Raw genomic sequence first — 20,564 nt, 5'->3', positions numbered from 1 at the left:
GTGACCGCACGTACGGTGACCGCGCGTCAGGTGCCGAAGAAGACGTCGAACTCCTCGTACAGCTCCATGGGAACCCGCTTGTTCGTGCCGGTGACGTCCGCGAGCGGAAGGCGTACGACATCCGTGCCGCGCAGCGCCACCATGGTGCCGAAGGCTCCGTCCCTGAGGGCGTCCACGGCGTGCAGTCCGAAGCGGGTGGCGAGCCACCGGTCGTAGGCGGACGGCGTGCCGCCCCGCTGGACGTGGCCGAGCACCGTCGTACGCGCCTCCTTCTGCGTACGGCGCTCCAGCTCCCGGGCCAGCCAGTCGCCGATGCCGGACAGCCGCACGTGCCCGAACTCGTCGCGCGACTCGTCCTTGACCACCATCTGCCCGGCCTGCGGGACCGCGCCCTCCGCGACGACGACGATCGGCGCGTAGTTGATCTCGAAGCGCCTCTCCACCCAGGCACACACCTGGTCGACGTCGAACTCCACCTCCGGGATGAGGATGGCGTTCGCGCCGCCCGCGACGCCCGCGTGCAGGGCGATCCAGCCGGAGTGGCGCCCCATCACCTCGACGACGAGCGTGCGCTTGTGCGACTCCGCGGTGGTGTGCAGGCGGTCGATGGCCTCGGTCGCGATGCCGACCGCGGTGTCGAAGCCGAAGGTGTAGTCGGTGCCGCCGACGTCGTTGTCGATGGTCTTGGGCACGCCGACCAGGTCGACCCCCGCGTCGGACAGCGCGCTCGCGACGCCGAGCGTGTCCTCGCCGCCGATGACGACGAGGGCGTCGATCTCGTGGTCGCGGAGCGTCTCACGGATGCGGTCGATGCCCCCGTCGATCCGGAGCGGGTTGGTGCGGGAGGAGCCGAGGATCGTGCCGCCGAGCGGCAGGATCCCGCGCACGGCCGCGACGTCCAGGGGACGGGTGACGCCCTTGACCGCGCCGCCCCAGCCGTCCGCGATCCCGACGAACTCCCAGGCGTACTCCTGCGCGCCCTTGCGCACGACGCTGCGGATCACCGCGTTCAGACCGGGGCAGTCGCCGCCTCCGGTCAGCACTCCCACCCGCATGGTCACTCCCTCGCAGATCCCCCTCCAGCTTGGACCCGCCGCCGACGTGCCGCACGGCACGGGAGGGGGCGTCCGGATCCACGGCTCCCCGGACAGCTCCTGTGGGGTCGCGGGGCGACGGTGCACTCGCACGGCGGTCGCTTTGTCGCTATATGGTCTTGTATGAGCCTTGTAAGTTCCGGCGGCGTCAGCCCGGCGCGAACACCGAAGGCCGCAGGGTAGGTCTGGGTGACGGCCATGGGAGCCAATGAACTGTTCACGGGGGTGCGGGGGCGGCCGAGGCGTGCGCTGGTGGCACTGCCGTTCGCGCTGATCGCGCTGATATCCCTCATCGACGCCCTGACTCCGGCGTACGTCGAGCTCGGACCGCTGCTGATGGCGGCACCCGCCGTCACCGCCGCGTTCGCCGGACCCCGGCTCACCGCGCTGGTCGGTGTCCTGGCCGTGGGAGCCCGGCTCACGGTGGCCTCGTTCCAGCACACGGCGGGGATCGCGAGCCGGGACGGGGAGATCGCCGCGCTGGCCGCAGGCGCGATCGTGGTGGTCGCCTTCACGGCGGTACGCGACCGGCACAGGCGCGTGCTGAGCCAGGTGCGCTCCGTGTCCGAAGCCGCGCAGAAGGTGCTGCTGCGGCCACTGCCGGACCGGATCGGGCCGCTGACCGTCGCCTCCGTCTACCTCGCCGCCGAGGCCGAGGCGCAGATCGGCGGCGACCTGTACGCCGCGGCGCGCACCCACACCAGCACCCGGCTGCTCATCGGCGACGTCCGGGGCAAGGGGCTGGCGGCGGTCGGGGACGCCGCGATGCTGCTCGGATCCTTCTACGGGTTCGCCCACCGCCAGGAGAACCTGCCCGCCCTGGCCGCCCACCTTGACGGCAGCGTCAGATGGGATCCGCACAGCGGCGAGAACAGCGGCGAGGAGCGGTTCGTCACGGCGGTGCTTCTCGACTTCCCCGACCACGGCGGCTGCGTCCACATGGTCAACTGCGGGCACCCCCCGCCGCTCATGCTGCACCGCGGCACGGTGGTGCCGCTCGACCGCAGCCCCTCGGCGCCGCCGCTCGGACTCGGCGAGTTCAACTGCGGCGACTACCTCCTCGACAAGTTCCCCTTCGAGGAGGACGACCTGCTGCTGCTCTACACCGACGGTGTCGTCGAGGCCCGTGACAAGTCCGGCGCCTTCTACGTGCTGCCCGAACGCCTCTCCGCGTGGGGCGACCGCGCGCCCGACGACGTGCTCCGACGTCTGCGTGGCGACCTCCTCGCGTACGTCGGGGGCCGGCTCACCGACGACGCGGCGGCCGTCGCGGTCATGTGCACGCCGCCCCAGCGGCACGCGTCGGCCGCGGGGGACGCCCGACCGGAGTAGCTTGTCCGCCCGCCGCTCACCGCACGTGTCGCACCGGTGGCGTCGTCGAAACCCGGAGGTGTCGCGGCCCGGGAGAGTGGCACCCGGCGGTGGACACCTCACGACCGGCTCCCGCACCCCGAGGAGATCAGGTGGCCCGTACGCCCGACGACGTGAGCGCCGACGTCCACGACAGGCTTCGCGCGGCGGTCGGCGAGCGGGCGGACCTGCTGTGGGACGTCGCCCTCAGCCTGCACGCCGAACCGGAGTACGCCTTCGCCGAGCACCGGGCCGCCGCCCTGCTGACGGGCGAGCTGGAACGGGCCGGGTTCGCGGTGGAGCGCGGGGTGGCCGACATGCCGACCGCGTTCACCGCCCGCACGGGTCACGGCCACCCCTCCGTGGCGCTGCTGCTCGAGTACGACGCCCTGCCCGGCCTCGGCCATGCCTGCGGGCACAACCTCATCGCGGCCGCCGGCCTGGGAGCGGCTCTCGCGCTGAACACGGTGCTGGACGGCTCGGCCGGGTGTGTGATGGCGGTGGGCTCCCCGGCCGAGGAGGGCGGCGGCGGAAAGGTCGTGGAGGTGGAGGCCGGTGTGTTCGACGGCGTCGACGCCGCACTGATGTTCCACCCGGGGGTGTGCAGTTGGACGCGGGCGCCGCTGACCGCGTCGGTGCAGTACCGCGTGGCCTTCCACGGCCGCGCCGCGCACCCCACCGGCAGCCCGGCCGAAGGCATCGACGCGCTCCTGGCGCTCGTGGAGCTGTTCAACGTCCTGACCACGCTGGGCCGGCGCCTGCCGGAAGCCTCCCATGTCCAGGGCATCATCACCGCCGGGGGCACGGCCACCAACATCGTCCCGGAGTACGCGGAGGGCCTGTTCGGCCTGCGCGCGGAGACGAGCCGTGCGTTGCGGGTCCTGACCGGGCAGCTGCGCGCGTGCGCCGAGGGCGTCGCGCTGGCCACGGACACCAGGGCCGAGATGGAACGCACGACGCTCCGCTACGAGCACTTCCGTGACAGCGACGTGCTGTCCGAGCGGTTCGCCGAGCACCTGTCACGGGCCGGGATCACGCTGACCCCGCCTGTGCCCGGCGTCTACCTGGGTTCGTCGGACATCGGCAACGTCAGCACGCGCGTGCCCGCCATCCACCCCTTCGTCGCCATCACCGACGAAGGGTCCGACCACACCCCCGAGTTCGCCGCGGCCGCCGCCTCCCCACGGGCCCGCGACACCCTCGTCGCCGTGACCGGCGCACTGGCGTGCACGGCGGCGGACGTACTGTCGAGCGCGGCCCTGCGCGAGAAGGCGTGGACCCACCACCACGAGGACCACTGACCCACGCCCGCACACGGCCGCGCCGGGACTCACTCGCCGCCAGCGCGGTTTGGCGGCATCAGCACCGCGAGGCGCGTGGTGAGCAGCTCAGCGGCTTGTCGTGGTGAAGTCCCGTTCACGCCTGAACCAGGTCGAGCAGATCGAGCAGGGACCGAAGTGCCGGGTTCCTGCGTCGGCCGCGGCGGGCGACGACCGTCAGGTCGATCGCCGCCAGAAGGGTGAGCACGCCGCACACGACGGCGATGGTGGTCAGCGGGCCCGGTCCCGGGCTGTCCCCGGGACCGAGTCCACCGCCCACACCGCGAAGTACGCGGTCGCCGCGGCGAAGACCGGGACGAACGCGGCGGACAACAGCAGGCGCAGCCCGATCGGATCTGCCCCGTCGATCACCTTCCGACCGCCCGGAAACCCGCCTTTGCCATCTCTTTACAACCCGGTCCCGCCCCGCCTCGTCTCTCCGCTCGATCCGCAACCGCCCGCCGACCCGGTGGGCGCCGACGAAAGAGAGCGAATCGATGCGCCGAACCATCCTCACCGTCGCGGCAGTCGCCTGCACTGCCGTGCTGGCGGGAACCGCACCCGCTTTCGCCGACGGGGACGCTCCCTCCCCGGTCCCCAGCCGGGCCGCCACCCCCTCCCCGGTCCCGACCAGGGCCGCCACGCCCGCGCCGGCCGCGCCGGCCGCCGAGCCGACCCGTGCCCCGGCCCGCGGCCAGGTCCGCGCGGTGCCCGCGGGCGCGCCCGACACCGGTGTCACCACCCCCGCCCAGGACTCCGGCTCCCGGGACGGTCTGATCGGCGGCGGCGCCGGCATGGCGCTCGTCGTGGCCGGCGGGGCCGTCCTCGTCGTCCGCAAGCGCCGGACGACCGGCGCATGACACCGCTCTCCAGGCGCGCGTTCGGCACCGCGGCGCTGGCCGGACTGCTCGCGGGCTGCGGCGGCGCGGGGAGGGACGCCTCCGTGACCTCCCACCCCACCGCCCGCGGCGGCACCCCGGACACGGCCGGCACCACGCCGGCCGCGCCGGATGCCACCGGCTCCCCGCGCCCCCTGCCGCGTTCCGTCCCGGTCCGGCTCCGTATCCCGGCCATCGGGGTCGACACCCCGCTGCTGAGCCTCGGGCTGGAACAGGACGGCACCGTGCAGGTGCCCCCGGTCACCGCACACGACCGGGCGGGCTGGTACCGGAACTCCCCCACACCGGGGCAGCTCGGGCCGTCGGTCGTCCTCGGCCATGTCACGGTCGGCCCCTACGGCGACGGAGTCTTCCGTCACCTGGACCGGCTGCGGACCGGCGAGACGATCGTCGCCCGCCTGGAGAACGGCACACAGGCGCGGTTCGCCGTCACGTCCACCCGGACGGTGGCCAAGGCGCGCTTCCCGACCGACGACGTCTACGGGAACGTGGACCGCCCGGAGCTGCGGCTCATCACCTGCGGCGGCCCGCGCGACGGTGACGGCTACCGCGACAACGTGATCGTGTTCGCCGTCCTCAGTGCCGTCATCCGCTGACGGCGACGGCCGATACGGCGACAGCGGCCGGGCCGGCGGAACACTGCACCGCCGGCCCGGCATCCTTCCTCAGGAGCAGCCGCCCACCCGCAGCCCCCTCCCCCACCCGCTCGTGCCCGAACCGGCACCCCGACCCTGGAGAGCGTTGAAACGGTCCCGCGACAAGGCAGCGGCCGAACTGTTCGCCGCCCTGTACCCGCGCCTCGCCGGCTGGTGCCGCCGGCTCGTCGACGACGACGAGACGGCCCACGAGATCGCCTCCGAGGCGTTCACCCGGCTCTGGGCCCGTTGGACGTCAGTGGAGGAGCCGCACGGCTTCCTCTACGTGACCGCGGCCAACATCGTTCGCGACCACTGGCGCAAGCAGGAACGCGAGCGCCGCGCCGTGCGCCGCGCCACCACCGAGGCCGCCATCCGCCCGCACTCCGAGCAGACGGACCCGTCGGTGCGCCTGCTCGTGCAGTCCCTGCCGGAACGGCTGCGCGTCCCGATCCTGCTCCACTACTACGCTGACATGCCGATCCGGGAGGTGTCCGTGCTGACCGGACGCAAGGAAGGAACCGTCAAAGCCGACCTCCATGCGGCCCGAGAACTGCTCCGCGTCCACCTCAGGAGAAGCCTTGACCACTCGCTTTGACAACGACCCGGAGTTCGCGCCCGACGACCCGCTCGCGGTGATCCTGCGGCCTCCCGCCGACCGTCTCGGCCCGCCCCCGGGCCGCTACGAGGCGATCCGCCGCGCGGCCGGCCGCCGCAGGCTGCTGCGGGCCGCGGCCGGAGCGGCCGTGACCTGTGCGGCGGTCGCCGTCGTGGTACTGCCGCTGCATCCGTCGGCCCCTTCCGCCCCCGTCACGCCCACGGTCCCCCTGGCGCCGCCGCCCCCACCGCCCGCCGCGACCACACCGTCCCCCTCTCCCACGACGGCACGGACGGCTCGCCCCTCGGACTCCGCCGCCCCCAGCCCCCGCGAGGACGCCGCGACCAGGAGGACCGCCAGCACGCCGAGCCGCACCGTGGAGACCGGCACGCGCAGAACGGCCGGACCCGGCCCGGCCCGCACGATTCCGGCCACCCCGGAGCGGTCCCGGGCCATTCCCACACCCGGGGCGGCGACTCCTCGCTGACGACTTGGTTCGTCGCTTCACCGGGAGCCGGCCGTGACAGGACGTAATACGGTGGCAGCGGCTCCCGAGCTCCTGCTTGGATGCTCGGCGTGACGTCTGTGGATCTTGTTGATCGCCGTGAGCTGCTGAACCGGCTCGAGCAGTACTACGACGCGGTTCCCCGTTCCGGCGCCCGAGTCGAAGACTTCGGGCCGCTGACGCTGTTCATACGAGAGGGGCAGGGCTGGCCCTTCTATGCACGTCCGACCCTGGGATGGTCCGGAGCGGTGAGTGCCGCCGAAGTGAACAGGGTCCGAGCCCGGCAGCGGGAACTGGGCATCCCGGAGAGTTTCGAGTGGGTCGCCGAGACCGCGCCCGCGCTGCGGGCCGCGGTCGAGCAGGCAGGACTTGCGGTACACGAGCACCCCTTGATGGTGCTCGGCCCGGACGTACCGACTCCCACCGTGCCCGAGGTGGCCGACGGTGTGGCGGTTCGGACCGTCGGGCCGGACGATCCCGTGCTGCCGAGCGCGCTGGCCCTTCCTCACCTGGCTTTCGCCGAGCCTGGCACCGGTGGCGGTGCAGCCGGCCTGACGGAACTCGGCGAGGCGGTGCGCGGCCGTGCCGGTGACGGGTCGGTGGGACGCGCGATGGCACGCATTCTGGCCGGCCTGACGTGCGTTGCCGCCGCGATGGAGGACAGCATGGCGCTGTGCGCCGGTCAGCACCAGCCGGTCGGAGCGGTCACCGAGATCGTCGGGGTGGGAACTTTGCCGACCGCGCGCCGTCAGGGTCTTGCGCACGCGGTCACCGCAGTGCTGGTGGCCGACGCCCGGTCGCGAGGCATCGAGACCGTCTTCTTGTCCGCGGGCGACCATGACGTCGCCCGGATCTATGCCCGACTCGGCTTCCGCTCTGTGGCCACGGCACTGATCGCCGAGCCCGTCGAGTAGCCACTGTCAGGCAGACCACCACCCGTGAGGCGACGACGGCCGTACGGGTTGGGAGGACTGTGACGTCAGCCTGGGCCCGTGCGGCCTTGTCTCATCCTGCCTTCTGCGGCCTATCCCGTGCACATCTCGGCGGACTGATCGAGGAGTTGGCTGGTGCTCGCCCGACCGGTCACCTGCTGACCGACCAGCAGGCAAACTGCCGGCCCGCACCCCTCAACCTTGGGGGCGAGCGAGTACTGAGCGACAAAACCAGGTCGACGGTGGTCACTGCGGTACCCGATCATGCGTTCATGCCTCTCAGAGACACCCTGACCCGAGTCGATGCAGACCTGGCCGCTGGCCGGGTCCCCGTCGCGCGCCAGCGCCTGCGCGGCCTGGTGTCTTCGTTTCCGAACGACCTGATGCTTCGCCGACGCCTGGCCGAGGTGTACCGCCTGTACGGAGACCCCGCAGAAGCAGGCCGCTGGATGTACCTCGAACACGACAGGGACGCAGCTGAGACCTCCGCCTTCGAGGCCAGATACCACACAGCTCCGCGGCGGCTGCGGGCACTTGCCTGGCAGGGCCCGGAGTCCCTTGCCCGCACAACCTTTGCCAGAGAGCAACTGACAGCAGTACGAGCAGCCTGCTCCGATGTCATGGGACACCCCGTCGACTGGGACACGGTGCCATCCGGCGAGAAGGCGGACCGCAGGAAAGGCGCCTTCGCCGGCTTCCTGGCAGGGGCCGGATGCCTGGTGGCGGCCCTTGCGTTCCTCGCGATCTGGGTAAACGGACTCATTGCCCTCTTCGACTGACTCAGATCGCTGGTGCCTGTGGGAGCGCCGCTCGAGGTTCGGTGAGACTGTCGAGAACTGCCGTGACCAGAACACCCCGGCGACAAGTGGAATGATTTCGCTGTGTCTGGTGGACGAGCAGAGCGCGGAGCGCTTCGATGCGGTCCTGCTCGCTCGCGAATGGGCCGTTGCCGTGAGGTGCCCAGGGAACGGCGAGCTTGCTGACCAGCCGCTGCTTGAGTAGAGAAGCGCTGGTTTCCGCTCCGGGCGCGTACGCGAGGAGAGGGTGCCCCGGGGCCGACTGTCAGCGCGGCCCCGGGGCACCCTCTCGTGGTCGGTCACCAGCCGACGGCCACCAGTAGCCACTGCGGGTTGCCGTGGGAGATGAACGAGGACTGGCCCGCCACGTCGTCGTAGGGGAAGCCGTAGGCGAGCCGGTTGATAGCGTTGTCGTGCCAGAACTTGGCGTAGTAGTTGGCCGGTGCCGCCTTGTAGTACTGGGCCGGGTCGGACTGCTGGGCGGCCGGGAGTGTGGCGACATGCCGGTTCAGGGCGGCGCACATGTCGGGGTTGCCGGCCAGGGAGGCGGCGCAGCCGAAGATGTCGGAGGTGGCCGCGTTCACGCCGACCGACTGGGCGTAGGACGTGAAGTAGTTGGCGTTCGCGCCGCCCGCGCGGAAGCTGGGGTCGCTGCCGGGGGCGATGATCCGGTAGGGGGCCTGGGTCTGGGCCAGCACCTTGAACTGGTCGGGAACCGCGCTGGTGAACCGCTGGAAGGTGGTGGCGCGGTCCTCGGCGAAGGTCTGCCGGTTCTCGCCGACCTCCACGTCGTAGCCGTCCTTGGAGTGCAGGCGCATGGCGAGCTTCAGTCCGAAGGCGTCGACGCGGGTCGTGTTGCCGTTGAAGACGTTGTTGCCGACGGTGAACTCGATGAAGTCGTAGTAGGGGCTGTTGGGCGAGCCGAGGTAGAAGTACATGCGGCCCGCCGAGTTCGCCGGCATGTCGAGGTAGGGCTGCTCGGCGATGGAGTGGACCTGGCCGTTGAAGCTCCAGTACACCTGGCTGTCGGGGTACTTGCCGTTGGTGCGGTTGAGGATCTTCACCTCGACGGCGTTCTTCGCGGCGGGAATGTCACTGGTGCCGCCCCAGAAGTCGTCCGGCGGCGTGGTGGTGCCGCCGGGTCCGTAGACCTGGAACTCCCACAGGGAGTAGCCGTAGGGGGTGGCTCGCGCGGTTCCGTAGACGCGCACATAGCGGCCGCTGCCGGTGACGGCGAGGTTCTGGGTGCCGCCGGTGGCGTTGGTGGTGGAGTAGACGGTGGTCCAGGTGTTCGCGTCGCTGGACGTCTGGATCTGGAAGGACTTGGCGTACGCGGCCTCCCAGTTGAGGGTGACGCGGGTCAGTTGCTGGACGGATCCGAGGTCCACCCGGAGCCACTGCGGGTCGGAAAAGGCGGAGGACCAGCGGGTGCCGGTGTTGCCGTCGACCGCGGCGGAGGCCGGGAAGGTGTCGTTCTCGACCGAGGACGCCACGGCGGGCCGCCCCTGGGAGAGCAGTTGGTCCGCGGCGTGCGCGGACGACGGTGTCAGAGCGGCGAAGCAGGCGGCGAGCAGGACGACGACCAGGCCGAGTGCCGTACGGGCACGGGCGGTGGTCGCCGGTCTGCGGGTGAGTACGCCGGAGAAGGGCTGCATACAGGTCTCCTCAAGCCGGTTCGGCGTGCGTGGGGGTGGAGCGGTAGCAGACGTGAGAGCGCTCTCTCCGGGTTGTATCCCCACCACCGGCCGACGTCAACAACTGAATCCGAAATCCTGCGAGTTGACGGTGGATGCCTTCACTACTTGATACGAGCCGTCCGGTTCGGCGGACGGCTCGTGCGAGACCCGCACCGGCGGCCGGGCCTGAGCCTGGCCGGCCGCCGGTGTGTTCCGTGGCGTCAGTCCTTGATGAAGTCCGGGACCACCTTCGGCGGCCAGACGCCGACTTTCAGCACGCCCATGGAGTACGCGCGGGACACCAGCGCCGCCCGGTTGGGCACCCGGAGTTTCCGCAGCAGACAGGTCACGTGATACTCGATGCCCTGCCGGCTCAGGTGCAGCCGTGAGGCGAGCGGGATCGTGGAGAGTCCGGAGGCTATGCCTTCGAGGATCCGGGCGTCGATCTGGCTCAGGAGCTTCTTGCCGCGTCCGCCGACGACCTCCGAGTCGGCCGGGTCGTTCTGCGCGCTGGGCATCATGACCAGGATCGAGGACTCGTCCGGGAGACCGCCGCGCACCATGAGGGCCGTCAACGGGGCGGTGAACGTGGCGTCGTCCCGTCCCACCGCGATGACGTCGGTGGCGAAGCGGTCACGCCGGCCTTCGATCAGACCGGTGAACTGCCGCATCAGCGGCTGCTGGACACTGGGGTGGACGAGATCGCTGAAGGTCCGGCCGCACAGGTCCGCGGACGAGCCTCCGAACTGCCAGAAGAAGCCCTCACTGGCCTGCTGGATGGTCAGGGACCGGTCGAGACGGGCCATGTTGAGGCGACCCTCGTCGAGTGGCGCGGTCTGCGGCGATCGGCCGCCCTCCGGAAGGTCGCGGGCGGTCCCCTTGCCCGAAGCGGCAAGGGTGGACGTGAGCGTGATCGCCTCACGTCGTGAGTTGGTGACCTGCGGCATAATCGCCCTTCGTGCGGTGGGGGGTGTACTCCGCGCGCGGTGGACCCGATGGGTTCGGGCCCGGCAAGACGGCTCGGCACGAGGGCGCCCGGGGGACCCTGCGTGGAGGGCGCACGCCGGCGAGTACGGCGACGTGCAGTGCCTCACGCGTCTGACAACGTTGCCGGGCAGCGACTTCTCGTCACCGTCACCGGACCGTCGGTCTGCGCAGCGGTTGGTACTCATGAGATGGGTGAACAGGTAGCGGGTTCCGATGGTCTTCCCGGTCGGGACAGTCACCGGTCCTCCAGGGCTTTCCTCTCTCCTTCCACACGGAAGAGGAAAGCCGAGAAACACTCGGTTTTCCCGACCGCTCAATTCGCCATTACCACTGGAACCACACCAGGAACTCTAGAGAGTTGACGGCGACCGGGTCAACGTGAACCGGCCCGATCGCGCCGATTCTGTGGAGTGGCGGGAGAAGGTTCGGTGTCTCGCCCGGGCACCGCACACAAGGTTCGGTACGGTTGCTAAACCGCAGGTCAGAGAGCACACCTCCGGAACGCTGGGACCGAATGCCCGATCAGCCGGGAGCATGCACCCCGGATTCCTGCACAACCGCGGCCAACTCTCGCCTGCCCGTAATGCCGAGTTTACGATAGGAGTTAGTCAGGTGCTTTTCCACAGCCCGGGCACTCACTTGAAGTTCAGCTGCAATTTCCTGATTGGTGAGGCCGTTGACAACGAGTGATGCCACCCGGGTCTCGGTACGGGTGAGTGCCGTCCGTACGGCGGGGGCCGAGGGCCTGCCCTCCCCGGTGACCGGCCCGGGCAGCCAGGGAACGCCGCAGGACTCCGCCAGTTCACCGGCCTCACGCAAGGACTCCCGGGCCTCGGTGCCATCACCCAGCTGCCGCCCCAAGTCCCGCACTGCCATGAAGAGTTCGAGTTGGTTGGCGGACTCGCGCAGTGTTCCCACCGCCTCCCGCAGCAGATCGACCCGCTCGTCCGCCCCGTCGGTGCGGGCGCGCAGCCGCAGCGCGCGGCCGATGGCCACCGGCGCCCCCCACTCCCTCGCCCGCGCGTACTCCTCCGCCGCAAGGGTCCGGGCCAGGTGATGGTCGCCGAGCTGGTGGGAGAGGGAGACCGCCCAGGGGCGCCAGGGGAACAGAACGGGATTGCGCCAGCCCGCGCACTCCAGTTGCCGGCCGCATTCCATGGCCGTCTCCAACGCCGCTTCGGCATCGCCCTCCTGGGCCTGCTCCGCCATCCGGAGCAGGCTCAGCAGCGCGGACGGGATCGGCCCGAGGCACCGGTCGGCCGTATCGCCCACGATGCGTGAGCTGAGCTGCATGTCACGGGTCGACAGCGCCAGCGCGCCCAGCACACCGTAGACGAAGCAGCGGCTCTCCTCGCGGATCGTGCCGGCCAGTTCGACGATGTGTTCCGCCTGCTCCCGGGCCTGGGGCAGCCGGCCGCGCGCGATGTGGAACAGCGCGCGCCGCGCGTGCGTCATGGCATCGGCGCCGTCGTCTCCGTGGCCGCCGCGCTCCGCCGCGTTCTGCCAGGACTCGGCGGCCTGCAGGGCGTCGGCGCCCACCAGGGAGAACAGCACGAGCTGCATCACCGAACCACCGCCCACGATGGTCGCCGGTTCCCAGTCGAGGACAGTGCGGGCCCGACGTACGACCTCCGACGCCTCTCCGTCGGCGCTGAGCGTCGCCGCGTGCAGCAGCACGGCCAGCAGTTCCCTGCCGCCGCGTGAGCGGACCGGGGGTTCCAGGACGCGCAGTCTCGCGACGGCGTCGGCGAGTTGGGCATAGTCGTCCAGACCCGCGTACCGCAGTCTCGCCTCCAGGCCGAGAGCCTCCTCGCCTCCGGAGTCGTCGCGCACGCAGGGGTCGACGAGGTCGTCGACGGCGCGCCTGAGCAGCGCGGCGCCCGACGGGGTCACGGGGCTGGTCACACAGGGCGAGAGCCGCAGCACCGCGGCGGCTCGGTCACGGGCCGTGGGAAGCAGGGGGAGCGCCTGCGCGACATGGGATTCGGCGGCCGGAGGGTCGAAGGACAACTCGACAGCGGCCAGCTCGACCAGCAGTTGGGCCCTGGTCCGGTCCTGCTCCACCGTTTCCAGCAGCGCCCGGCGCAGATACCGGGCGGCCAACTCCGGCCTCCCCTTGCGGCGTACGCCGTCCGCCGCGCTGCGCAGTACCGGGACGGCCCAGGCGTAGCCGGGCGTCGGAACCTCCAGGAGCTGGGCGGCGACCTGCTCCGCCGGAAGCCCGCTGTCGTACAGGACCACCGCGGCGGTCTCCTGCCAGCGCTGCCGTTCGGCGGCGCTCATCGAGCATTCGACGGCCTCCCGTACGGACGGGTGGGCGAAGCGGGTCTCGTCCTCCTCGGCCGTCAGCCCCAGTTGGCGCAGGACGCGCAGCGCCGTCGTGAGACCGACCTCGTCGAGTCCCGCGAGGCGGCCGAGGAGTGCGGGATCCTCGTGCCCGGCCAGCGTGGCGATCGCGGCCGCCGCGTCCCGGACCGGTTGGGGCTGGAGCAGCAGGCAGTTCACTAAACGGTCGCGGAGTTGGGCAGGGTGCGCCGTGTGCAGGAGGCCGGTGCTCGCGGCCACGGGCGCGCAGCCGGTGAGGGCGGCTTCGGACAGTACCGACCGGAGGAACAGCGGGCGGCCGCGGGAGAGTTCGTGGCAGGCGTGGACGAAGTCGTCGTCTGCGGGTTCCCCCAGGTGCGTGCGAACGAGTTGACCGGTGGCGGCCGGGGACAGGGGCTTGGGTCGCAGAACGCGGGCCGAGGCCACCAGCTCCTGCACCAACGGGTCGCGCGAGCCGGGATCGCCGTCCCGCAGGGTGCACACGAGCAGCAGCCGCAGTCCGTCCAGCCGCTGGGCGAGACGGGCGAGCCAGCTCAGCGACCGGGGGTCCGTCCACTGAAGGTCGTCGATGAGGACGAGCAGGGGCGCCGCGGCGCTCAACGTGGCCAGCAGGCCACGCAGATCGCGCAGAACCGTCCCGTCCGAGGCGTCGGGGCCGGGCACCACGTCGTCGCCGAGCACCTGCCGGGCGGCCCCCGCGCCGGCGAGCAGTCGTTTCCGCACCGGTCCGGATGCCGTGGTCAGCAGGCTGTCGAACAGCTGACGCACCACACCGTGGGCGAGCCCCTGTTCCGTCGGTGCGGCGCCGGCCCGCAGCACATGCACGGTGCCCTCGTCGGCGCAGCGCGGCAGTTCGTGCAACAGCGCCGAGCGGCCGATGCCGAGGGGCCCGGCCAGCACCATGACGGAGGAGCGCCCCTCGGCGGCGGCACGCAGGGCCTGTCGCACCGCCGCGAGCTCGGCACCTCGTTCGAGCAGCATCCCGTTCAGTGTCCTTCCATCGCGCGGACCAGTTCCCGCAGTTCCTGACGCCCGTTGATCCGCAGCTTGCGGTAGACGCGGGCGAGCCGGAGTTCGACCGCACGGCTGGAGATCCCCAGGAGCGCGGCGATGTCGCGGTTGCTGCGGCCGCGGCCGGCGAGGAGCGCCGACTGCTGCTCGGCCTCCGAGAGGGCGTCCCAGCCGGGGACCGACACCGTTCCGGTGGCCGCTCCGGCCAGGGCGCGGGCTCTGACCGCCATGGGGGCGGCCGGGTGAGCGGCGGTGAGCGCGCTCAGTTCGGCGAGCGACAGGGCGGCCATCCGCCGGTCACCGCCGTTCTCGGTCATCTCCAGGGCGGTGTACTCCGCCAGGACCCGGGCGTACTCCGGGCCGGTGGGCGCCGAGCGCACCGCTCCCATGGCCGAGCGGATGCCCGTCAGGCGGTCCTCACGTCCGGCCACCAGCACAGCCGTCAACTGGGCCCAGGCGAGGGTGCTGCCCGTGCCCCAGCGCCGGGCGAGCGCCAGTTCCTGTTCGCTCAGCCGCCGCGCCTCGGCCGACTCGCCCAGGGTGTGGCAGGTCAGTGCCGTCAGCGAACGCCACGGTACCAGTGCGGAGTTGAGGTGATGACGGCTCAGCAGCCGACGGCCGCACTCCCGGAACTGGTCGCGCGCCTCGACGGGGTTGCCACCGCGCAGCGCGACCACGCCGCGCGCGAACAGCAGGCGGGGCCAGTGCTCGCTGTCCTCCGCGGCGGGTGGCAGGGGCGTGGCGGCACGCTCGCGTGCGGCGTCCTCACGGCCGCTCTCCACGTCCACGATGGCGCGGATGCCGTACAGATGGGGCAGCAGGGCATCCGACCTGCCGAGCCGGCTCGCCCCCTGCTCGGCGGCCTCCAGGTCGCGATCGGCCTGGGCGTGCCGGCCTCGGCGGGTGTTGAGTTCGCCGCGCAGGGCGAGGATCTGGGGGGCGGCGAGCCGGAGCCTGCTGCCGTCGAGTGCGCCGAGAAGCCGGTTCAGGCCGGACTCGGCGTCGTCGAGCGCGTCGGCGAGGCAGAGGGCCTTGCAGGCGGCCAGAACGGTCTGGATGAGCGGGCCGTCCGGCCGCCGGTCGTCGGCGAGGGCGGCCCGGGCCAGGCTCCCGACCTCGTCCAGGCTCTCGCCGTACAGGGCGAGTTGCCAGGCGCGCACGGCGGCCTGCGCGGGTGAGGCCGGGCGCGGTGGCAGCGGTGGCACCGTGGGTACGGTGGGCGCGCCGATCGCCTGACCGGTGGGGTCGGCGGCCCAGAAGAGCGCGAGCAGGTCGTCCCGTTCGGACGCGGCCGCGGTGGTCAGCGCGTCGGTGAGCGACCGGCGCACCACGTCGGTGCCGCCACCGGTGAGGCCGAGGTCCGCGGCGTGCAGGCGTACGGCGGCGGGGGTCTGCGGTGTGCGGATCAGCCGCTCGATCCGCAGGTCGCCGGCCTCGGGTTCGGTGACCAGGTGGACGGCGGCCAGTTCGAGGCGGAGGCGGTCGCGCTCGCCGGGGTCCCGTTCCTCCTCCGCCGCACGCGCCAGGAGCGCGGCGGCGCGGTCGTGCTCGCCCTCCCGTACGGCGTGGTCCGCTTCGCGTCGCAGGGTGTGGATCGCCCAGGCGGACCCGGTCGGGCGCCCGGCGAGCAGCAGGCCGGCCACGGCACGGTCCTCGGCTCCGGAGCGATGGGCGAGTTCGGCGGCCCGGATGTGCAGGTCGGCCCGGTCGTCGGCGGTCATCTCCTCCAGCACGCGGACCCGCAGGGCCGGGTCGACCGCGAGGCGGCCGTCCGGCAGCGCCCGGATGCCGGTGGTCCGGGTCAGGGCCGCCCGCAGCCGGCGTTCGTTGAGTGAGCCGGCGCGGGCGAGCGTGCGCACGAGGGGGAAGTCGAGCAGGTCTCCGCAGACCGCCAGCACCCGCACCACCTCGCCCGCTTCGGCGCCGAGTGTGCGCACGGCGCTCGTCAGGTGGTCGCCGAGGACGGCGGTGCCGGTCGTCCGCAGCACCGGCACCTTGGCCGCGGCCGGCCGGTGGCCGAGCGCGGCGAACCGCTGCAACAGGTCGTGCAGCACCGCTGGATGACCGCCGCTGATCCGGCCGGCCTCGGCTGTGAACGCCTCGTCCGCGCGTCCGCACACCCGGTCCACCTCGGTGGCGATCTCGTCCGGGGGCAGCGGTGCCAGGGTCAGGTGGTGGGCGGCCGGGCCGGGCACGGAGCCGAGCCGACCGGACCATCCGGGATCGGCCGCCGCCGCGTCGTCACCGCCGCACACCACCGCGAGCGATGTGCCGGTGGATCTTCGCAGGAGCGCCTGGAGCCAGTGCATCGACTCCCGGTCGAGCCAGTGCGCGTCCTCGACGGCCAGGACGGTCGGACACGTCCGTGCCGCGCGCAGCAGCGCGGCCAGCCCCGGGAAGGGCTCGTGCCGCGTCGGCCCCGGAGGCGCCGCCGTGAGGTCCAGCGGTTCGAGGAGCTGCGAGACCACCCCGTACGGCAGCTCCGACTCCGACAGCGCCGCCCGGGCGCGCAGCACGCGGCGGCCCGACGCGGCGGCCCGGTCGGCGGCCCAGCGCACCAGCGCGGACTGGCCGAGGCCGCTTCGGCCCGCCAGTGTGACGAGCACCGGGCCCGAGGTGTCGAGCCCGTCGAGGACGGCCGTCATCATCGACCGCTCCCGCGCCCGGACGCGGGACGGCGGATCCTCGACGGCCGCCGCCGACCGTGTGCGATACCACGCATGGGGAGATGGGGTCCACCCCGTCATCCGTCCATCACCCTGTCTTCCTGCCCCCGTTCGTGTCTGCGGCGCGTGAGTTCCCGACAGGACGGACCCTCACGCCCCTTCCAGCACCGGCCGGCCCGGCCAGGAGCCGCCGTGCACGGCGCGCAGCGCGTCCATGAGCTGCTCCCGTCGACGCACCCCGAGCTTGCGGTAGACGTTGGTCAGATGGGACTCCACGGTGCGTACCGTGACGAACAGCCGTTGCGCGATCTGGCGGTTGCTCGCCCCGGACACCGCGAGACCGGCCACCTTGAGCTCGGTGGTGGTGAGCAGGCCTCCGGTCGGCGCGTCGGCGGCCTGGCCCATGCGTCCCCCGGCGGAGAGCAGCAGGCTGCGGGCCGACTCCGCCAGCGCGAGCGCCCCGCAACCCCCCGCGATTCCGGCCGCCTGGCGCAGCCGCTCCCGGGCGCCGGCCTCGTCGCCGTGCACCAGCAGGGCCCGGCCCAGCGCGTATTCGGCGCGGGCGTACGCGGACACCGCGGGCGACCGGGACAGTTGGTGGGCCGACTCGGCGAGCAGGTCGAGCCCGGCCCGGCCCGGTGTGAGGGCGCCTGCGGCGAGGGCGGCAAGGCCGAGAGCGCGGGGCGTTCCCCAGCGGCGGGCGCGTTCGGCTCCCTGCTCGGCCAGTTCCCTGCCCTCGGCAGGCCGGATGGACGCGAGGATCAGGCAGCTGTCCACCCACCAGGAAGTCAGCACGGGGTTCAGCACACCGGCGGTCTCCTGCACGGCGCCGCACTCGCGCATCAGCCGCAGCGCCTGACGGGGGTGGCCCGTCGCCCAGCGGGTGCGGGCGCGGGTGTGCAGGTACACCAGGTAGGCGAGGGCCGAGCCGGTCGCCTCGCCGCGCCCGATCCGGTCCAGCAGACGCTCGGCTTGCTGCGGTTCGCCGCGGTCGACGAGCACCGACGCCAGCACCGCGCGTGCTGTCACCAGCCGGGCCTCGCAGTTCGTCCGGCCCACCGCGGCGATCGTCGCGCGGGCCTCCGCGGCGGCGTCGACGAGGGCTCCGTCACGGTGCAGCAGATGGGACCTCAGGGAGCCGGTGAGCACCCGGACCCAGGTCGTCGGTTCGTCGCCCGCGCTCCGCAGCATGGTGTCCAGCGCGGCGTGCGCCTCGGTGGTCTCGTCCGCGAGGACGAGTGTGGCGGCGGCGGCGAACCGCAGCCAGGGCGGCTGCTGGGGGGAGGTCGTCTCCAGCGCGCGCCGGGCGCCTTTCACGGCCGCCTCACGGGAGTCGCCGGCCAGCGCGGTGCGCAGCGCGGCCAGCGCCTCCGTCTGGTGCCGGTCGGTGCGCAGCCGGTACGAGGCCGTCACCGTGCCGCGGTGCTCCCGCGCCGCCACGCCGGTCCCGCGCCGGCCCATGAGCAGCAGTACGGCCGCCACCTGGTCACGCAGGTGGGGGGCGCGCTCGGGGCCGGTCGTCAGGGCGTCCCAGGCGGTCTCCAGGGCGCCCACGATCTCCGCCCGGGAGGCCGCAGGGAGCGGTACGGTCAGGCAGGCCATGGCGAACTGGACCGCGATGCCTGCTCTTTCGCGGGTGTCGGCCGTGCCGGCGAGCGCCGCGCGGAACAGCGGAACGGAGCTCAGGGGGTCGCCGGGTGCCACGGCGAGCGCCAGCCCGAGTCGCGTCTCGATGTCGTCGGGCTCGGCCTCCAGGACCCGGCGCAGGCAGTCGGCGGCGTCGGCGAAGGCGCCGCGCTGCTCGGCCCGGGCGGCGGCGTCCCGCAGGACCGCGGTCATCCAGGGTTCCAGGACGCCCGGCATCCGCATCAGATGGCGGGCCACCTCTTCGGCGGGCCGGCCGGCGTCGCTGAGCAGCAGCGCGGCACGGGCGGGCATGTCGGCGGTCCGCTCGGTGCAGAGCGGTTCGCGCAGCGCGGAACGTACGGCCTCGTGCACCAGTGCGGTGCCGTCGGAGGTGAGGGCTCCCGCGTGGCGCAGCACGGCGATCGCCTCGTCGGCCTGCGCACGGTCCACCTCCGCCAGCACCGCGAGGCGCTCCGGGGGCTGGGTGCCGCCGAGCAGCGCGACCGCCGTGGCGACGCCACGGACCGCGGGCGACTCGCGGTCGAGCACACGCCGCACCGCCCGGGCGGCCATGCCGCCGCCGAGGTCCCACGCCTGGCGCGCTCCGGCCTCGTCCGGAGCGGCACCGCGCCTTCTGAGCTCGCGCAGCAGTCCTACGGCGGTGCGCGGGTTGCCGCCGGTGACCGTGGCGACGCGCTCGGCGAGCAGCGGGTGCACCGGCCCGCCGAAGACCTCTTCGGCGAGGCTGACGACGGCGTCGGTGCCTAGCGGCCCGAGGTGTGTCACGGACACCGCGGGGTGGGCGAGGAGGTCGGCCCAGGCCCGGGGAGCGCGCGGTTCGGTGCCGGAGCCACGGGCGAGGACCACGAGAAGCGGTTGCCCGGCTGCCCGCCGCATCAGGAACTCCAGCCAGCGCAGGGAGTGTTCGTCGCAGTGGTGGGCGTCGTCGAGCACGAGCAGCAGTGGCCGCTTCGCAGTGAGCCGCAGCACGTGCCCGACAAGCCGGCGGAACACCGGGTAGGCCGTGGTGAGGGCGAACTGCTGGGCGTCCCCGGGACCGGGCAGGATCATGGCCGGGCTGTCCGTGCCTGGTTCCGGCTCCCGGCGGTCCGGGGCCGGTGCGCCCGCCGGCGTGAACAGCGCCCTCAGCCCCGCGTAGGCCCCGGCGCCTCCGGCCGCCTCGCCGCAGTGGGCCCGCAGCACCGTCATGTCCCGGCAGGCGGGGGCACGCAGCAGGGCGTCGAGGAGAACGGTCTTGCCGTAGCCGGGCGGCGCGGTCAGGACCACGCACCCCGTTTCGCCGCGGCGGGCGGCGGCCGCCCCGGCGCCGAGTGCGGTCAGCTCGTTGTCGCGGCCGTGCATCACGTCGTACTCCGGAGGCGGTCGAGCAGATCGTCCAGGACGGCCAGGTCGTCCTCGCTGAACTTCGCGAAGGAGGCCCGCAGATTGCGTACGTGCCCGACGGCGGCCCGGGCGAGGATGTCGTGCCCGGCGTCGGTGATGGCGGCGTAGGCGATCCGCCGGTCCCTGAGGCAGGGGCAGCGCTCGACGTAGCCGGCCGCCTGGATCCGGTCGATCAGCCTGGTGACCCCGCCGGTGGTCAGGGCGATCTGGTCGGCCAACGCACTCATGGACAACTGACCTCTCTCCGCGCGGGCGAGCCGTATCAGCACCTCGAACCAGAGGTGGGGCAGGCCGACTTCCGTCTGCATGGCCGTACCCAGGCGCCGCTCCAGATGGCAGTGGGTCTCCACGAGGCGGCCGAACGTGGTGATGAGGGGGTGGTCGATCAGGTCCGAGGAAGGCACTCAAAGATTCTATGCCAGAACAGTTGTGCAGTCAGCTATTGCCAAGTCAGAGACATGCGGTTCACGTGCGAATGTCCGGCCGAACAGCATTACGCGGCGATGTCTGTGTTCGCACGAGTCGGACCCTCATGTCCAGTGGCTCGCTTTGCGAAAGTCAACGAGTGTTCACATGGCCGGCGGCGAGATGTCGCACGGTGCACGCGGACCACCGGGACCGACCGGAAAACGCTCGCCGGGTCCGTCATTCACCGGGTACCGCGGCCCGGTGCCGACCCGGACGCCCCGACGGCGAGAGGGCACCCGCCGAGCCGGAAGGCGTGACCCGCATCACCCCGC

General features: G+C 72.6%; 16 protein-coding genes. 8 read left to right on the top strand and 8 right to left on the bottom strand.

Annotation, left to right across the window (positions count from 1 at the left end; genetic code table 11):
- Nucleotides 1-26: 26 nt before the first annotated feature.
- Nucleotides 27-1,055: a 6-phosphofructokinase gene (locus tag CG719_RS26440; RefSeq protein ID WP_100571190.1), complete on the bottom strand. Its 1,029-nt coding sequence runs from the start codon at nt 1,053-1,055 to the stop codon at nt 27-29.
- A gap of 237 nt (nt 1,056-1,292) precedes the next feature.
- On the opposite strand from CG719_RS26440, the gene CG719_RS26435 reads away from it, so the two are divergent.
- Nucleotides 1,293-2,426 (top strand): PP2C family protein-serine/threonine phosphatase, encoded by a 1,134-nt coding sequence (locus CG719_RS26435; protein ID WP_100571307.1) that lies wholly within the window; start codon nt 1,293-1,295, stop codon nt 2,424-2,426.
- 131 nt (nt 2,427-2,557) lie between these two features.
- Nucleotides 2,558-3,745: an amidohydrolase gene (locus CG719_RS26430; protein WP_100571189.1), complete on the top strand. Its 1,188-nt coding sequence runs from the start codon at nt 2,558-2,560 to the stop codon at nt 3,743-3,745.
- A gap of 249 nt (nt 3,746-3,994) precedes the next feature.
- Here CG719_RS26430 and CG719_RS37430 read toward each other — a convergent pair whose 3' ends face one another.
- Nucleotides 3,995-4,135, bottom strand: a complete 141-nt coding sequence (locus CG719_RS37430; protein WP_324838684.1) for a hypothetical protein — start codon at nt 4,133-4,135, stop codon at nt 3,995-3,997.
- A 125-nt stretch (nt 4,136-4,260) separates the two neighbouring features.
- On the opposite strand from CG719_RS37430, the gene CG719_RS35520 reads away from it, so the two are divergent.
- The 6 genes from CG719_RS35520 to CG719_RS26395 all read left to right on the top strand — a co-directional run bounded on the left by CG719_RS35520 (nt 4,261) and on the right by CG719_RS26395 (nt 8,111).
- Nucleotides 4,261-4,623 (top strand): Tat pathway signal sequence domain protein, encoded by a 363-nt coding sequence (locus tag CG719_RS35520; protein WP_159024961.1) that lies wholly within the window; start codon nt 4,261-4,263, stop codon nt 4,621-4,623.
- Nucleotides 4,620-5,258, top strand: a complete 639-nt coding sequence (locus tag CG719_RS26415; RefSeq protein ID WP_100571187.1) for a class F sortase — start codon at nt 4,620-4,622, stop codon at nt 5,256-5,258. Before CG719_RS35520 ends, CG719_RS26415 begins: the two co-directional genes overlap by 4 nt.
- Nucleotides 5,259-5,403: 145 nt before the next feature.
- Nucleotides 5,404-5,895 carry an RNA polymerase sigma factor gene (locus CG719_RS26410; RefSeq protein ID WP_100571186.1) on the top strand — a complete coding sequence of 164 codons (492 nt, stop codon included), beginning with the start codon at nt 5,404-5,406 and terminating at the stop codon, nt 5,893-5,895.
- A complete protein-coding gene (locus CG719_RS26405; protein WP_100571185.1) occupies nt 5,879-6,382 on the top strand; it encodes a hypothetical protein in 504 nt (167 codons plus the stop codon). Before CG719_RS26410 ends, CG719_RS26405 begins: the two co-directional genes overlap by 17 nt.
- An 89-nt stretch (nt 6,383-6,471) precedes the next feature.
- On the top strand, nt 6,472-7,314 hold the full coding sequence (locus tag CG719_RS26400; RefSeq protein ID WP_234375773.1) for a GNAT family N-acetyltransferase: 843 nt from the start codon (nt 6,472-6,474) through the stop codon (nt 7,312-7,314).
- A gap of 290 nt (nt 7,315-7,604) precedes the next feature.
- Complete coding sequence (locus CG719_RS26395; protein WP_100571306.1) at nt 7,605-8,111, top strand: DUF6584 family protein; 507 nt, start codon at nt 7,605-7,607, stop codon at nt 8,109-8,111.
- 317 nt (nt 8,112-8,428) lie between these two features.
- Here CG719_RS26395 and CG719_RS26390 read toward each other — a convergent pair whose 3' ends face one another.
- The 6 genes from CG719_RS26390 to CG719_RS26365 all read right to left on the bottom strand — a co-directional run bounded on the left by CG719_RS26390 (nt 8,429) and on the right by CG719_RS26365 (nt 20,228).
- Complete coding sequence (locus tag CG719_RS26390; RefSeq protein WP_100571183.1) at nt 8,429-9,784, bottom strand: beta-1,3-glucanase family protein; 1,356 nt, start codon at nt 9,782-9,784, stop codon at nt 8,429-8,431.
- Nucleotides 9,785-10,026: 242 nt separating this feature from the next.
- Nucleotides 10,027-10,752 (bottom strand): helix-turn-helix transcriptional regulator, encoded by a 726-nt coding sequence (locus CG719_RS26385; protein ID WP_100571182.1) that lies wholly within the window; start codon nt 10,750-10,752, stop codon nt 10,027-10,029.
- A 562-nt stretch (nt 10,753-11,314) separates the two neighbouring features.
- Nucleotides 11,315-14,098, bottom strand: coding sequence for an ATP-binding protein (locus CG719_RS26380; protein WP_100571181.1), 2,784 nt, complete (start codon nt 14,096-14,098; stop codon nt 11,315-11,317).
- A gap of 5 nt (nt 14,099-14,103) precedes the next feature.
- Nucleotides 14,104-16,875 (bottom strand): AAA family ATPase, encoded by a 2,772-nt coding sequence (locus tag CG719_RS26375; RefSeq protein ID WP_100571180.1) that lies wholly within the window; start codon nt 16,873-16,875, stop codon nt 14,104-14,106.
- Nucleotides 16,876-16,944: 69 nt separating this feature from the next.
- Nucleotides 16,945-19,782, bottom strand: coding sequence for a helix-turn-helix transcriptional regulator (locus CG719_RS26370; protein ID WP_100571179.1), 2,838 nt, complete (start codon nt 19,780-19,782; stop codon nt 16,945-16,947).
- Nucleotides 19,782-20,228: a MarR family winged helix-turn-helix transcriptional regulator gene (locus CG719_RS26365; protein WP_100571178.1), complete on the bottom strand. Its 447-nt coding sequence runs from the start codon at nt 20,226-20,228 to the stop codon at nt 19,782-19,784. The genes CG719_RS26370 and CG719_RS26365 overlap by 1 nt, the downstream gene beginning before the upstream one ends.
- Between the last annotated feature and the right edge of the window lie 336 nt (nt 20,229-20,564).

Origin of the sequence: Streptomyces sp. CB01373, assembly GCF_002803075.1 — a bacterium.
Taxonomy (GTDB): domain Bacteria; phylum Actinomycetota; class Actinomycetes; order Streptomycetales; family Streptomycetaceae; genus Streptomyces.
Note: the sequence above shows the minus strand (reverse complement) of the source record. Positions and strands in the feature narration are given on the sequence as shown.